11 protein-coding genes and 2 pseudogenes are annotated in these 15,236 nt (G+C 68.9%); 7 read left to right on the top strand and 6 right to left on the bottom strand.

The window, feature by feature from the left end:
* Positions 1-66: 66 nt before the first annotated feature.
* Together ACP7TJ_RS01185 and ACP7TJ_RS01180 are read left to right on the top strand one after the other, a co-directional pair.
* Positions 67-1,398 (top strand): hypothetical protein, encoded by a 1,332-nt coding sequence (locus ACP7TJ_RS01185; protein WP_427761748.1) that lies wholly within the window; start codon positions 67-69, stop codon positions 1,396-1,398.
* 195 nt (positions 1,399-1,593) lie between these two features.
* Positions 1,594-5,139, top strand: a complete 3,546-nt coding sequence (locus ACP7TJ_RS01180; RefSeq protein WP_093769733.1) for a hypothetical protein — start codon at positions 1,594-1,596, stop codon at positions 5,137-5,139.
* Positions 5,140-5,417: 278 nt separating this feature from the next.
* Here ACP7TJ_RS01180 and ACP7TJ_RS01175 read toward each other — a convergent pair.
* Positions 5,418-5,768: pseudogene (locus ACP7TJ_RS01175) on the bottom strand (transposase); the annotation flags it as partial.
* A 742-nt stretch (positions 5,769-6,510) separates the two neighbouring features.
* Here ACP7TJ_RS01175 and ACP7TJ_RS01170 point away from each other — a divergent pair.
* Positions 6,511-6,678, top strand: a pseudogene (locus ACP7TJ_RS01170) (pirin family protein); the annotation flags it as partial.
* An 89-nt stretch (positions 6,679-6,767) separates the two neighbouring features.
* On the opposite strand, the gene pspAB reads toward ACP7TJ_RS01170, so the two are convergent.
* The 5 genes from pspAB to ACP7TJ_RS01145 form a co-directional block, all read right to left on the bottom strand.
* The gene (gene pspAB / locus ACP7TJ_RS01165; RefSeq protein WP_167744212.1) at positions 6,768-7,346 is read right to left on the bottom strand and encodes a PspA-associated protein PspAB; all 579 of its coding nucleotides are present in this window, start codon (positions 7,344-7,346) and stop codon (positions 6,768-6,770) included.
* A 15-nt stretch (positions 7,347-7,361) separates the two neighbouring features.
* Positions 7,362-8,276 (bottom strand): zinc metalloprotease HtpX, encoded by a 915-nt coding sequence (gene htpX / locus ACP7TJ_RS01160; protein ID WP_093769731.1) that lies wholly within the window; start codon positions 8,274-8,276, stop codon positions 7,362-7,364.
* Positions 8,277-8,283: 7 nt separating this feature from the next.
* Positions 8,284-8,562 carry a PspA-associated protein PspAA gene (gene pspAA / locus ACP7TJ_RS01155; RefSeq protein WP_266543960.1) on the bottom strand — a complete coding sequence of 93 codons (279 nt, stop codon included), beginning with the start codon at positions 8,560-8,562 and terminating at the stop codon, positions 8,284-8,286.
* On the bottom strand, positions 8,559-9,335 hold the full coding sequence (locus ACP7TJ_RS01150) for a PspA/IM30 family protein (RefSeq protein WP_189909219.1): 777 nt from the start codon (positions 9,333-9,335) through the stop codon (positions 8,559-8,561). The genes pspAA and ACP7TJ_RS01150 overlap by 4 nt, the downstream gene beginning before the upstream one ends.
* Positions 9,336-9,525: 190 nt before the next feature.
* A complete protein-coding gene (locus tag ACP7TJ_RS01145; RefSeq protein ID WP_176710970.1) occupies positions 9,526-9,789 on the bottom strand; it encodes an SHOCT domain-containing protein in 264 nt (87 codons plus the stop codon).
* Between the two features lie 262 nt (positions 9,790-10,051).
* Here ACP7TJ_RS01145 and ACP7TJ_RS01140 point away from each other — a divergent pair, with 262 nt between their 5' ends.
* From ACP7TJ_RS01140 to ACP7TJ_RS01125, 4 genes are all read left to right on the top strand, one after another.
* Positions 10,052-10,921 (top strand): universal stress protein, encoded by an 870-nt coding sequence (locus tag ACP7TJ_RS01140; protein WP_167744209.1) that lies wholly within the window; start codon positions 10,052-10,054, stop codon positions 10,919-10,921.
* Between the two features lie 118 nt (positions 10,922-11,039).
* Complete coding sequence (locus ACP7TJ_RS01135; RefSeq protein WP_427761744.1) at positions 11,040-13,835, top strand: cation-translocating P-type ATPase; 2,796 nt, start codon at positions 11,040-11,042, stop codon at positions 13,833-13,835.
* A complete protein-coding gene (locus ACP7TJ_RS01130; RefSeq protein WP_093769726.1) occupies positions 13,832-14,491 on the top strand; it encodes a potassium channel family protein in 660 nt (219 codons plus the stop codon). Before ACP7TJ_RS01135 ends, ACP7TJ_RS01130 begins: the two co-directional genes overlap by 4 nt.
* Positions 14,488-15,147 carry a potassium channel family protein gene (locus tag ACP7TJ_RS01125; RefSeq protein WP_167744207.1) on the top strand — a complete coding sequence of 220 codons (660 nt, stop codon included), beginning with the start codon at positions 14,488-14,490 and terminating at the stop codon, positions 15,145-15,147. The genes ACP7TJ_RS01130 and ACP7TJ_RS01125 overlap by 4 nt, the downstream gene beginning before the upstream one ends.
* Positions 15,148-15,236: the final 89 nt, after the last annotated feature.

Here is a 15,236-nt window from a genome sequence, read left to right as displayed (position 1 = left end):
TTGCTAGCTTTACTGACGGTTCATCAGGCACGTCTCTGGGGGCAACGGCTTCCTCGCCTGGTGGTCGTGCAGGCGATCTGGCATGCCCAGCCCGCACCCCGAGGCAGTGCCGATCATCGGACCGCCGTGTCCTTGGCGCCGCTGCTTGTGCATCATGAGCGGATGGAGAGCCCAAACGAGTTGCCCATCGTGATGATCACGGCCGATCGTGGTTCGGACGCCCTCGTATTGGTCAGGTCCGACGGCAAAGAGGCGCGGCTGCCGCTGCCTGGCCGTTTGTTCGAACCGACAAGTCTGCTGTCTCGGGTCTCCTACCCGCCGACTTTCGAAGGCTTGGTTGTGGAGACTCTCAAGGGCGACAGCATCGTGTTCGAGCTCCCCCGGTTTGACCGAGCCGACCAGTTGGCCGGACGGCTCGTCGTCTATCTGGATCAGAACAAATGGCGCCTCGTAAGCGATGCGATGAGCGGGCAGCGGAGCGGGACGGCGGATGATCGAGTCGCGGCTCTTCGGCTTGCGCAGTGGTCAGCCGAGCGCAAGATCATCCTGCCTGCTTCGTCAGGGCACTATTACGAGACGACCAAGTGGTCGAACGCGGAGGGGCGCTATCGTCTAGGCCTGTCCATTCTTGAGTTCAGCAGGGGCTGGCAGTTGCGGGATCCGCTGCAGGTGTGGCGGGATGAAATCCGTCTGATGTTCCGTGCGGAGCTCGGGCAGTCTGAGGTGATGGCGCCGGTCGTGACGCTGGAGCCGAACTCGATTCATTCGGCCGCGAGAGGCTTCGTTCCCGCTTCGGCGCCGGCGGATTTTCCACCGATGGCGGCGTTCCAGTACGAGGCGCTTGTTTCTGCCGTGAGTTTGATCGACACCATGCTGGACTCGGAAGGTGGGGAGCGTGGTCCTGAGCGTGGCTGGACGGAGACGAACCAGAAGTTCAGTGACTGGCTGGACACCCAAAGCGGCGATGCTCAGCAGAAGCGCAAGGCGATCGACGCATGGCTCCTCAGCGACCTGCGGAACAAGGTGGCCGAGGAATCCTTCGCCGCAGGAATGACGCCAGAGCAGCTGAAGGACTGGGGCACAGGCTCTCAGCCCGTCCAGAAGATGGCCTCCTTTCCGGCTCTGGGCCTCTTCCGGGAGATGCTCCATGAACGTCACCTCAACCGGGGCACCACGTGGAAGCCGAATGACGTGATCGACATGGTCTATCTCTCCTGCGCGGCCGGCTATGCCGACTTCGTCGTCTGTGAGCGGCAGATGCGTGAGCCACTGGCGCGGGGGGCGAGACGGCTCGGGCGAAGCACTCAGGTCTTTCGGAGCCTGGCCGAAGCGGTATCTGCCGTGGAAAGGGCGCTTGGAACCCGTCCAGGAGCTGGCGATGCCGGGACGTCGGCGTAAGGTCTGCGTGCGTCCGCGACCAGAGCCGGTGTGCCTTGCAAGTGGCGTTGCAGCCGTCAGACCGCGTGGAAAGATCTCGCCTCGGCGTGTGCTTGCCTGGGCCGTTCCCATGCATGCCTGGAGCGATCTTCCTTCAGGCCTGGGGTCACCGCCGGATGGGGTGTACGGACGTCAGTGCGCGTAGCATGAATAATCATGGATCTCATTGCACGCGTGCGCCGGGCGATGGATGAACAAGCCATCCATCCAACGGAGTTCGAGCGTTGCGCCTGTGCGCTCCTGCAATCACAGTATCCGGGCCTGTCCGCGGTCGAGGGTGGGCATGACTTCGGTCGCGACGCCGACATCTACTTTCCATGGGGACCTCAGGACGCGGACGCCCGTGGGCGTCTGCTCGTGACTACGGGTGATCCTGTGGCGAACCTGCGCACGGGCCTTCGTCGTATGAGTGAAGAGGGCGTGCAAGCCGATCTGATTGTGATGGCCTGCTCACAGCCTGTCGACGCTACCAGGCGCGCCTCCTTGGACCGGTTGTGTGCAGATCGTGGCCTCCCCGCGCCGCACATCTATGCCCGGGACTGGTTCGCTTCGCGCTTGTCCAAGGAGCCGATGTGGAGGTTCCACCTCCTCGGCGTCAGAGGAGAGCTGGAGGCCCTGCTTGATCGGCCGCTGGAGCTGCCGGAAGACGGCGCTGAGCACACCGATCTCATTGGCCGAGAGGCGGATCTGGCCAAGCTCGACGACGCCATTACCAGCGGCCGGGATGTCGTGCTGGCCGGCGTGCCGGGTGTGGGGAAAACCCGGCTCACCGTTGAGCTCACAGGCAAGGTCGCCTACCTAGAACAGGCACAAGCGGACCGCATCCTGGACGAGCTACTGACTTCTTGCCCTGCCGCCGTGGTCGTGGACGATGCCCACACTCGTTTCGACGAGATGCGTGTGCTGCGGCGGGCGCGCCACAGTGCGGAACATGCTTTCGCCATCGTCGCGACCACCTGGCCCGACAGAGCAGACGAGGTGACGGCGGCCCTGCCCGGCGCTGTCCGCCTTGACATTGACCTGTTGGAGCGATCCGACATGAACGCCCTGGTCACCTCTCTGGGCGTCACTGGGTACCGGGCCCGGGCGGCAGTTCTCGACCAGGCGGCTGGACGACCGGGGTGGGCCGTCACCTTGTGCCAGCTGTTCACAACGGGTGGGGGAGGCCAGGTAGCCAACGGCGCAGCACACTTGGCCAACGTAGAGCGCCATCTCCGCCGTATCACCGAGACCGAGACAGCCGTCGACGTTTTGGCTTGTGTAGCGGCCCTGGGAGGGGCTTCAAGCGAGACGCTATACGCGCTTGCGCCGCTCGTCGGCGAGCCGCCGGCCAGAATGTCCGGCCTGATGGAGCGCCTTGCGCGCCACGGCCTCGTGGAGACGGTGCACGACTTCTGGCGGCTGCAACCAGCCCTGCGCGCGCCACTGATTGCCCGGTGGTTCTTCACACGTCCGGCAAACAGGCCGTGGTCCACTCTCTGCGACGCCTTCCCCACCAGGAGCCGCGACCTCGTCTCCGCCGCTATCTCCGCAGCCCGCGTCTCAGTCTCCTCGGACGCTCGGACGGCAGTCGAGAACTGGGTGCGAGCCTTGCCCGCACCGACCGAGTGGGACACCGGCACCCTCTCGTTGGTGTCCGAATACGCCCGTCTGGACCGAGAGGCTGCACAGTTCGCGGTCACCCAGGCGCATGTGATCCTCGCGGCCCCGCGTGACGAGCCAATGAACGCCACCATCACGGACCGGCAAGCTGACGCAGCTGCTCGGCAGCTCGCACAGTCGGCGACGCAGTATCTATTGCCTGAAGCCATAACCGCTCTGCTCGACCTTGCCGTGGGCGACGAGCGCCCGCGCCACTCCACTCCACAGCACCCACTGCGTGTGCTCGACGACGTGGCCAAAACGATCGACCCGGACTTCGGGACCGTGTTCGAGGTTCGAGGGCTGCTGTTGAGGCCCGTCCTTGAGTGGCTGCGTACTCACCGCTCTCCAGCTGACTGGGGTGTAGCCACCGAGGTGCTCGCAAGCATCTTCTCCGCCGAAACGTCTGGGACTTGGACTGACCCCGGTAGTCCCAACACGGTCACACTCGCCCGGGGCGTGGAAAGTGCCGAAAACCTGGCCCGTCTCATCTCCTTGTGGGACCAGGTGGCGCCCGTGATCGAGGAAACCGAACGACAGGACGGCCTGAACAGCGCCCCCGCCGCGGTTGTTCCTCTGCTGGACCTGGCCGCCTCATGGGTACGGCTCGGTGCAGGGTTCGTTCCCCACAACAGCGAACCGAGCAGGGAACAGAAGAACCAGGGAGCGAAGGGAGGAACTCGCATGCTGGCTACCCTGCATCATCTGCTCCAGGCCTCTCCCGGCCTCGCTCTCCGTGCTCGACGCATGCTCAACGCCGCATACGCGCGGACCGGCGACGAAGGAAGCAACCTCCCGGCACTGGACATCGATCCAGATATGCAGTCCTTCATCGGCTGGAGTCGTCGGGACGCCACGGGCCACCAGGACGAAACCGCCCCAGGCAGCGTCCGCGCAGTGGAATCTCTCGCCCATAGGATTGCTGCCCTCGGCCCAACCGCCGGAGTCGCGCGATTCATCGCCTTGGCCGAGCAATCCGAGCTCGCGGGAGACCACGGAGGCGGCACCTGGGTCGCCGACCACATGGTGCCGCACCTCACCGACCCCGCCGCCTGGCACGCAGCGGCAACGGCAGCTGCCAGCCCGCCGATTTACCGAGCCGCACTGAGCCGATGGCTCACGACTTCCCCCGACACGTTGTCTGCTGAGGTCCTCACCTCTGCGCTGGATGATCCCCGCTTCAGAACCGGCGTCATCTCCACCGTCCTCGGACGAGGTACAGACGACACTGCTGCCCAGCTCGTGGTCGCGAAGATGCGCGCCGAAGACGCCTGGCTGCTCGACTCGATCTTCCTCCGCGACGAGCCGCACGAGGTACTGCACCGTCTCCTGCGCCACCCGGACGCTGTCGTCGCCGGCAGCACGGCGGTCATTTTCGCCATCGGACAACCCCACGGCCCCTCACTACCGGACGCATGGCGAGCAACCTGGTGTGATGCCGTACGCCGCATCCGCCCCGAGGATCTACCCCAGCACGACGAGTGGCGTGCCGGCCAACTCCTTGCCCACCTTGCCGAGCACGACCCCGATCTGCTGGAAACGTGGTACACCGCGCGCCTCGACGAAATGGCCGAGCAGGGCTACTTCGCTGCGCCCGAGCCCCACGGGTGTGACCTGCACTTGGACCGCCTTCCACGAAGCCATCGCTATCGCCTTACCGTCCGCTGTGTCGACCTTCCACGCATCGGCCACAGCCCACTTGTCCAGCTTGTAGGCGCCGACCGCAACCTGGCAGAGCAGCTCATCAGGGATGATGTGGTCACTCCCGACAAGCTTCTCGAAGCCCTCGCGGGCCAGCGGAACGAAACACTGGAAAGCCTCGGACCACTTCTCCTCGACCACGGCGTACCCGCCGCACACATCGCGGCCGACGTCGCATGGGTCGACTCATGGTGGGGAGAGGATTCGGCCAGACACCAACATCTCATCGACTACTTCACAGACCTCTCCATTCGCGTCCCGGCTCTCGCTGCCGTCGCCGAAGCGGGTCGTGCTCAGCAAGAGGAGCTGCTGCGAACGGCGGAAAGGAAAGAGCGCGCTGCACGAGTGCGGGGGCGCTGAGCGAGGCTGGCACAAGGGCTTGGGGATGCACGCTGGAGATCATCGAACGGCCTACGTGCATACCAGAGGCGCTGTACTACTTGTTAAGCGTGTCGGTCAGGTGCGTTGGTGGGTTATAGGCAGCGGTGGTAGCCCGGTTCCTCATGCTCCGAGAGTGAGGAGATCTTCTTGAAGTCGTCGCCCTCAATGCGCTGACCTGCGTGGATCGTTGCATGAGCTGTGCTGACCTGCGAGTTTGCAACTTCCCGGGGCTTCACGGTGACGCTCTCTTAGAGGTCCTAACAAAGGCGTTGGACGTGCCGGTGGGTGATCAGGCAGGTCGCGAGGCCGAGGAAGGCTTCGTGGATGTCGTCGCGCCGTTCCCAGCGGACGCGTAGGCGCCGGAAGCCGTGCAGCCAGGCGAGGGTGCGTTCGACGACCCACCGGTGCACTCCGAGCCCCGAACCATGAGGGGTGCCGCGTCGGGCGATCACCGGCTTGATGCCCAGAGCCCACACGAGCCGACGGTACTTGTCGTGGTCGTAGCCGCGGTCGCCGAGCACCACGTCCGGCCGCCGACGCGGCCGCCCGACCAGGCCCGCAACGGACGGGACCTTGGCGAGGAGGGGCAGCGATTGCGTGACGTCGTTTTAGTGAGATCGGGGCGAGGACCTGCGAGTTACAGTCAGGTAGAGCCGGAAGTACGCGGGGATCCACGTTGTCGCGGGACGCCGCCCACCGCCGCCCAAGGCGCCCTGCGGTTCCGTGCGCCTGGTCCACGATCCGAGAGATACTCCCCGCTCGCCAGCGGCCTGCAGAGGTCCGCGATCCTGCCGCCCGCCCCCGGGCCTCGGGAACGTTCACAGACCGCCAGGGAGACGTACGTGGCGAACATGGCGATCGCCTCAGACGGTAGGCGAAAACGGGCAACAGTCGGCATCGCTCTCGGCAGACAGGAATCCTCGGAACAGGACTGGAATAGAGCGCATCCAGATGGCAATCTGCACACCTCCGATTTATCGGCCGCCAGTTGGTGGCCCAGCCCTTTAGGAGATTCCCCTGACCCATTTCGGATGCCTTCGATACGCTGCCCCCGTCCTCTTCGCGATGGGGGCAATGAACGCCGTTACGGCGTCGCTGTAGGGCGACCTCGTCAGCGTCTCGACTGCCCTATGTCTTTGCCTCTGCGCTGCTGGGCTTTTCGTCGTTACCCAGAAGCAGCAGGCTCTGCTGCGCGGCCAGAAGGCCCTTGTGTGGGTGGCGAATCACCCGGAAGTGACGGCTGGCCAGGTAGCGAGGGCTGTTGGCTGTTCAACGTCGACAGCCCAGGTTGACCTTGAGCCCTCGGCCGCGTCGATGTGGCTTTCACCTGCGGAGACGCCGTAATGAGGCGTGTTGTGGTGGAACTTCATCGGACGGTCGCATGACGAGATCGCACAAGCTCGCGAGGACTGGACGAAGGGATCACGCTTCGGCGAGGTGCAGGGGTACGACGGGTCTCCCCTGCCGGCGCCGGAGCTGCCGAACGCACCCTTGAAGCCGCGGGGGAGGGCGCGCTGACCCGGGGGGGGCAGGACTGCCGTCGTCCTGACGGGCGACGACTGCTTCCAGGGGGCACCTCCCCGGATGCGGATGACGTCGCGGCCCCGTCACAGGCCGGGGGCGCCCCACAGCGGGAACCAGCGCCTCAGGTCCTGCTCGATGCGCAGGTCGTCCTTGACCACTGCCTTGACCTGGAGTTCCAGCGGGTTGTCGCGTTTCTGGCCGGGCAGTGGAGCGAAGGGGTAGAAGGTGCCGCGCTTGTAGAGGTAGACCAGTGCCAGGGGGCGCAGCTCGGCGTCGCGGAAGGAGACCAGGGAGCACAGGAGCTGGGGTCCGAAGCCGCTGTCCTGCAGGGCGGTGTTCACCGCGTGCAGGTCGCTCACCAGAGCCGGCAAGCTGTCGGGGTCGCGGCGGGAGAGCAGCCATGAGTACCCGTAGTCGTCACGGCTGAACTCCACGGGCATTCCGGATCGTTCGGAGTCGGCGTCCAGCAGGGCCCGTACCTCCTGCTGGACCTGGGCGAACGCTCCGCCCTCGATGGAGGCGAAGCACACCGAGCCCGCACCGGCCGGGGTGAAGCCGATGGCCGCTTGCAGCGTGATCGCCGCGGAGGGCAGGCCGAAGAGCTGGTCCAGGTCGGGCTTGACCGGCCTGGACCGGCCGAGCAGGGAATCCAGGAAACCCACGGTTTCAGCTCCTTCTCATGGCGTCCGGCTGCCCGGTTCGCCCAGCTCGGCGGAGATCTCCGCGAGGGCTTCGATGCGGCGTTCGAGGCTGGGGTGGGTGGAGAACAGGTTGGCCACCGCCGTGCCAGGACCGAGGGCGGGGGTGAAGAAGAACGCGTTGAACGCCTGGGCGGTGCGCAGGTCCTGGGTGGGGATACGGGCGACGTCGCCGCTGACCTTGGTGAGAGCCGAGGCCAGGGCGGAGGGCTTCGCGGTCAGCAGGGCCGCGGCGCGGTCGGCGGCCAGTTCGCGGTAGCGCGACAGCGCCCGGATGAGCAGGAAGCTGAGCGCGTAGACGAGGGCGGAGACCGCCATCACCAGGGCGAGCAGCGCCGCGGTGTTCTGGTCGCGCCGGGCCCCGCCGAACAGCTGCGAGTAGAAGGCGAAGCGGACGATGAGCCCGGCGAGCACGCCCAGGAACGAGGCGATGGTGATCACCGCCACGTCACGGTGCGCGACATGGGAGAGCTCGTGGGCGAGGACGCCTTCGAGCTCCTCGGTCGTCAGGCGGCGCTGGAGCCCGGTGGTGACGCAGACGACGGCGTGGTCGGCGTTGCGACCGGTGGCGAACGCGTTCGGCATGTCCATCCCGGAGACGGCCACCTGGGGTTTGGGCATGTCCGCGGCGGCGCACAGCCGGTCGATCACGCCGTGCAGTCGGGGTTCTTCCTCGGCCGTGACGAGGCGGCCGTGCATCGCGTACAGGGCGATCCGGTCGGAGAACCAGAACTGGGCCAGCAGCAGCCCGGCGGCGATGACGACCACCAGGACGACGGACTTGAGCAACACGATCAGCGCGGCGATGAACGCCACGTACACCAGCCCGAGCAGGAACATCGTGACCGCCATCCGGGCGGTCAGCTGCCGGTCGGGCTCGAAACGGCTGCGCATCGTGCCCTCACCCCGGGATCAGACCCTCGTCGGACAGCAGTGCCCGTACCTGGGCGAGGCTGGTGTCCGCGTCGGGCAGCACCAGGTCGGACGGCGTGATCCGCTCGTCCGGCAGGGGCGTGCCCAGACTGCGTACCGCGTCCAGCAGGGCCGACAGGGCGGTGGTGAACGCCGCCTCGTCGCCCGCGTCGGCAGCCGACTGCAGGACGGTGTCCAGCTCGTTCAGCCGGTTCAGGTGCTCGTCGGTGACCTCGTACTGGCCCTCGCCGAGAATCCGCATGATCATGAGGTCGCCTCCTGGTCCGTCGGGTTCTTCGGGGCCTGCGGACCCTCCACTGCCGCGGCTGTGGAGGCGGCCGGGAGCTGTGCCTTCATGCGGGCCAGTTCGATCTCCACGTCCTGACCGGCGCTCACACGCTCGAGCTCGGCCTGGATGTCGTCACGCCCGGCCGGCAGAGTGGCGTCCTCCAGCGCCCCGGAGGCGATCAGCTCGTCCAGCGCACCGGCGCGGGCCTGCATCTGCTCCGTCTTGTCCTGGGCGCGCTGCGTGGCCAGGCCCACGTCACCCAGCTCCTCGCCGATGCCGGTGACCGCCTCGGTGATCCTGGTCTGAGCCTCCGCCGCGGTGTAGGTGGCCTTGATCGTCTCCTTGCGGGTGCGGAACGAGTCGACCTTCGCCTGCAGGCGCTGTGCGGCCAGGGTCAGCTTCTCCTCCTGTGCCTGCAAGGATGTCTGCTGCTCCCGCATATCGGTGATCTGTGAGACCACGGCCGTCCGGCGGGTGAGCGCCTCACGGGCCAGGTCCTCACGGCCGGCCGCGAGCGCCTGCTGCGCCTGGTCCTGGAGCTTGCCCGTGGACTGCTGCAACTGGTTCACCTGCAGCTCGACGCGCTTGCGGCTGGTCGACACATCGGCCACGCCACGTCGCACCCTCTGCAGCATCTGAAGCTGCTGCTCGTAGGAGTAGTCCAGGACTTCACGCGGGTCTTCGGCCCGGTCCAGCGCCTTGTCGGCCTTGATCCGGAACAGGGTGGCGATGCGGTGAGTGATGCTGGTCATGACGACCGCCTTCCTCTCGCCTCTCCCGTGCCGGGTGATGCGGGAGAGACCGGCCGGGCCGTTCGCGGGCACGTCGTGCGCGACGGCGTCCGCCGCAGCAGGCCACAGCCCCGACCATGGTTCTTCCATTGTCCGGCCACGCTCCCGGCCCGGCAGGTCCGCCCGCCCGGGACGGCGATCACAGCGGGTTTCAGGTTTTGGCGGCAGGGCCGGCGTGCAGTGCGTTCAGGCGCCGCCGGTACTCCTCCTCGTTGATCTCCCCACGGGCCAGCCGCTCCCGGAGGATGTCCTCGGGCGTGGGCGCGACGGGGGTGTGGGTGTGCTCGTGAGGGCTGTTGAGAGCACGGACGAGCAGCACGACAACGGTGATGATCAGTGCCCAGAACAGGATCATGCCGGCCGACATCGCGAACCAGCCCCATCCACTGACGTCGTGGTCGTACCAGAACATCATCGCCACTCACCTGCTCCGGCTTGTCGGCGGCCGTGGGCCCGACGGCCCCCGGGACTTTCCTGCCTTCACCTGCATCGTCCCTCTGCCCGAGGCGGCGCTCTGGGGCTGGATGGTCCAGGACCGATGGGCCGTTCGGCTCCTACCCGGCCGGGGGTACGCGAGCGCAGGCTGGGGAGAGCCGTGGCGTGGCGGCACCCGGCGGCACGGGAGAGGCTGGAAGCACGGGGGAACGGACAGATGGCGGGAGATCGCGGGAGGTGCCATGGCTGGTGCGGACGGGCGTCGGCCGATCGTGGTGGGCGTCGACCCGGACCCCTCGAAGCGGCTGGCCCTCGCCTGGGCCGCCGACGAGGCGGACCGACGGCGCCTGCCGCTGCGGCTCGTCCACGCCCAGGGCGTGCCGACCGGCGGGTACCGGTCGGGGGAGACGCGGCCGTCCTGGGAGGAGTGGAACCAGGCGCTGCACGAGCTGGGTGATCAGGTGCTCGAGGAGGCCGTCGCCTTTGTCCGGTCCCGGCATCCGGAGGTGGAGGTGTCGACGCTGCTGGCGGAGGGAGAGCCGGCGTGGGTCCTGCGCCAGGAGGCTCGCGGCGCCGCCCTGGTCGTGGTGGGCTCCTGGCATCTGAGCAGACGGCGCGAGATGTCCTCCTCCTCCGTGATCCTCCCGCTCACCGCCCACGCCCCCTGCCCGGTCGCGGTGGTGCCGGAACCGGAGCACGTCACCCAGCAGCCCGCCTACTTCGTGGTCGGCGTCGACGGCAGCCCGCACGCGGCCGCGGCGGTGGACGTGGCGTTCGAGGAGGCGGCCCTGCGCGGAGCGCACCTGCGGGCCCTGTACGTGTGGCATCCGCCGCTCCTCGGTGTCCTCGACGAGGACGCAGCGGTCCGGGAGTGCCGCCGGGTGCTCTCGGAGACCGTCGCGGGCCGCACCGCGACGTACCCGGACGTGGAACTGCACCACGAGGTCGTCCGCGGGCACCCGGTGCAGGTCCTGGCGGAAGCCTCGGAACACGCCCTGGGCCTGGTCGTGGGAACCAGGGGGCGCGGAGGGTTCACCGGCATGCTGCTGGGCTCGGTCAGCCAGGGAGTACTGCACCACGCCGGCTGTCCCGTCATCACGGTCCCGGCGTGAGGCAGCGAACGGCCCGGGACCGGCCTCCCGGACGTACCGGTCGCTGCCGGCCGGCCCGTCGCACGACGAGACAACGCCGCCGGTCATGAGCGGCGGCCACGCGAGTACGGACCCACCGGTGACGGGCGGAAGGAAGGGCGAGGCGGTCGGCACCACGTCCGGTTCCGGCACGCGTTCCGCGGTGTCGCAACTCCCCGCCGGTGAGGTCTTCTCCGCGCTGGGAACCTCACGGCGCGGCCTGCCGGCGGCTCAGGCACGGGACGGGCTGGAGAAGTACGGGGCCAACGAACTGCCGCGCGCGGGGCGCCGCGCCGTGTGGCGGCAGCTGGGTGCGCAGTTCACGGATCTCTTCGCCGTGGTGCTGATCATCGCCTCGGGGATCACCTTCCTGGCGTACGCGCTTCAGGAGTCGCGTGACGTCGACACCTTCCGGCTCGCGGTGGCGATCCTGGGCGTCGTCGTCCTGAACGCCGCCATCGGCTTCGCCCAGGAGTACTCGGCCGAGCGAACGGCCCAGGCCCTGGAGGCGATGGTGCCGCACACCTGCCGTGTGCTGCGCGGCGGTGAACGGCTGGAGCTGCCCACCCGGGAGCTGGTGCCGGGTGACGTGGTGGTGCTGGAGGCCGGGGACGCCGTGTCGGCGGACTGCCGGGTCCTCGAGGCCCACGAGCTGTCCGTGAACAACGCGCCGCTGACCGGGGAGAGCAACGCGGTGGACCGCACGGCCGACCCGGTGGCCGCCGGACCGCTGGTGGAGGCCCGCAACTGCGTGTTCATGGGGACCGACGTCGTCGCCGGCTCCGGACGCGCCGTGGTGTTCGCCACCGGCGAGGCGACCGAGTTCGGGCGCATCTACCGGCTGGCCGCCGCCGCACCGCGGCAGAAGACGCCCCTGCAGCTCCAGGTGGCTTCCATGGCGCGGCGGGTGGCGGGGGCCGCCCTGGCGATCGGTGCCCTGATGTTCGCCGTGCGGCTGCCCACCGGGGAGTCCGTGGTGACCCTCTTCGTGTTCGCGCTGGGGGTGATGGTGGCGCTGGTGCCGGAAGGACTGCCCGCGACGCTGTCGGTGTCGTTGGCGATCGGCGTGCGGAGGATGGCACGCCGCCATGCCCTGATCAAGCAGTTGCTGGCGGTGGAGGCCCTGGGGTCGACCACGGTCGTGTGCACCGACAAGACCGGGACGCTCACCCAGGCGGAGATGACCGTCACCCAGGTGTGGGCGGGAGGCGCGCCGCACCCCGTGACCGGTGTGGGGTACGAGCCGAGCGGCGAGGTCGCCGACGCCGCGCCGGTGCGCGAGCTCTTGCGGGTGGCGGGCCTGTGCAGCAACGCCCGGCTCGTTGCACCCACCGGGCCCCGGGAGCACTGGCGCGTGCTCGGCGACACCACCGAGGGTGCCCTGCTCGTCGTCGCCGACAAGGCCGGTCTGGATCTGGGCGCGGAGGAGGCGGCGGCACCGAGGGTGACGGAGTTCCCCTTCGACTCGGACCGCAAGCTGATGACCACGGTGCACAAGACCGGCGACGGCTACCAGGCGTGCGTCAAGGGAGCGCCCGGAGAGCTGCTGGCGCGGTGCACCGACGTGGAGTGGGACGGGCGGCATCGGCGGCTGACCGGGGAGGACCGGGCGGCGGTGGCCGCGGCGGGTGACGCGCTGGCGTCGCAAGGGCTGCGGGTGCTGGCCGTCGCACGCCGGGAGCTGGACGGGCCACGCCCGGTGCAGGAGGAGGCCGAGTCGGCGCTGACGCTGCTGGGACTGGTCGGCATGCTGGACCCGCCGCGTCCGGAGGTCACCGACGCGGTCGCCGCCTGCCGCCGGGCCGGCATCCGGGTCGTCATGGTCACCGGCGACCACCCGCTGACCGCGGAGGCCGTGGCCCGCCGGGTGGGCATCGTACGGCGGCCCGATCCGGTGGTGGTGACGGGCGCCCGGCTCGACGCGATGGACGACGAAGCGCTCGACTCCCTTCTCGCCGAACCCTCGGACCTGCTGCTGTGCCGGGTCAGCCCCGAGCACAAGATGCGCGTGGTCACCGCCTTCCAGCGCCGGGGCGAGGTGGTGGCGGTCACCGGCGACGGAGCCAACGACGCCCCCGCGCTCAAGCACGCGGACATCGGCGTGGCGATGGGCGCTTCGGGCACCGATGTCGCCCGGGAGGCGGCCTCGATGGTGCTGTTGGACGACTCGTTCGCGTCCATCGCGGCGGCGGTGCGGCTCGGCAGGTCCGTGTACCGGAACATCCGCAAGTTCTTGATCTACGTCTTCAGCAGCAACATCGGCGAGCTCGGCCCGGTCCTGGCGGCGACGTTCGCGGGATTCCCGCTGGTGCCCATCAGCGCGGTGCAGATCCTGGCGATCGACCTGGGCTCGGACGTGATGCCGGCCCTGGCGCTGGGCGCGGAACGGCCCGAGCCCGACGTGATGGACAGCCCGCCCCGCTCCCGGCGCGAGCGGCTGTTCTCGGCCTCCGTCGTGGGACGCATCCTCTTCCTCGGCGGCATCCAGGCGCTCGGAGTGTGCGCCGTGTTCTTCTGGCACATTCACTCCGCCGGCATCCCGTTCGACGACTTCACGGAGGACCACCCCGTCTACCGGGAGGCCGTCACGCTGGCCCAGGGAGGGATCGTGCTCAGCCAGTTCTTCGTGTCCCTGGCGGTGCGCACCGATCGTCAGAGCATCCTGAAAGCAGGTCTGCTGTCCAATCCCGCCCTGCTGGCAGCAGGCGGGTTCGGTGTCGCCTTCATGGTCGCGATCAGCTATGCGCCGCCCCTGCAGGCCGTCTTCAACACCGCCCCGCTCGACGCCGCCGACTGGGCGGTCCTGGCCGGGCTCGGCACCCTGCCCCTCCTCGCGGACGAGGCCCGCAAGGGGTGGCTGCGCCGCGCCGCCCGCGGGAAAGGAGACCCACGGTGAAGGTGATCGTCGTCGGCTGCGGACGGGTCGGCTCCACCCTCGCCGGCCTGCTCGCCGCGGAAGGACACGACGTGCAGGTCGTCGACCGGCGTGGCCAGGCGGCCCGGCGGCTGCCCGACAGCCCGCGCATCCGCTTCCACGAGGGCAACGGCTTCAGCCGCGCGGTGCTCAGGGCCGCCGGGATCGAGCACGCGGACGCCTTCGTGGCCGTCACCTCCGGGGACAACAGCAACATCGTCTGCGCGCGGACGGCGAAGGAGACCTACCGGGTGCCGATCGTCCTCGCCCGCATCTACGATCCCCGGCGTGCCGACATCTACCGCGAACTCGGCATCCCCACGATCGCCAGCGTCCGCTGGACCGTGCACCAGATCCACCAGATGCTGCTGCACCGCCACCTGAGCCCCGAACTCAGCTTCGGCAACGGAGAGACGCTGCTCGTCCGTTCCGAGGTACCCGACTACCTCATCGGGCGGCGGCTGACGGAGTTCGACGTGGACGGCGAGATACGCGTCGTCGAGGTCACCCGTGCCGGTCGCTCCCTGGTCCCCGCGCACAGCACGCCCGCACGCGCGGGCGACCTGGTGACCTTCGCCGTCGCCGCCACCGCGCTCGGCCGGCTGCGCGGCTTCCTCGACAAGGAGCTGGGGACGTGAACGTGCTCATCGCCGGCGCGGGACGCCTCGGCACCCAGATCGCCCAGGTGCTCTCCGCGGCCCGCAACGAGGTCACCCTGATCGACAGCGACGACGACCGCGTGGCCGAACTCCAGGGCCGCCTCCCCGGCGTGCTGCTGGTCGCGGGGGACGCGTGCGAACCCGCCCTCCTGGAACACGCCGGTGCGCTGACCACCGACGTGGTCATCGCCACCACCGGGGACGACGAGGACAACCTCGTCATCAGCCTGCTCGCCAAACGGCAGTTCTCGGTGCCCCGCGTGGCCGCCCGCGTCAACGACGCCGACAACGCCTGGCTGTTCGACGCGCGCTGGGGCGTCGACGTCGCCGTACCCGCCGCCACCCCGCTGATCTCCCTCATCGAGGAGGCCACCGGGGCCACCGACACGGTCGCCCTGCTGCGGCTCAGCAAGGCCGGCGTCGACGTCATCGAAACCGCCATCACGCCCCGGTCCAGGGCGGTGGGCCGGGCCCTCGGCGAGGTCGGCCTCCCGGAAGGGACGGTGGTCGCGACGATCGTCCGTGACGGACAGCCCACCGTGCCCGATCCGGCGATCCGCCTGCGAGCGGGGGACGAGCTCCTGCTGGTGTCCCATTCCGCGACCGAACAGGAGATCCACGCGGCGTTCCAGTGAACCGCGCAGGACGAACCTACGCTCCCCGCACCACCTGCTCGCCCCGCGCGAGACCTGGGGGGCCGATCCCGCCGGCCCCCCGCGGTTGC

Source organism: Streptomyces sp. DSM 41931 (assembly GCF_050271085.1).
Lineage (GTDB): Bacteria > Actinomycetota > Actinomycetes > Streptomycetales > Streptomycetaceae > Streptomyces > Streptomyces albogriseolus.
Note: the sequence above shows the minus strand (reverse complement) of the source record. Positions and strands in the feature narration are given on the sequence as shown.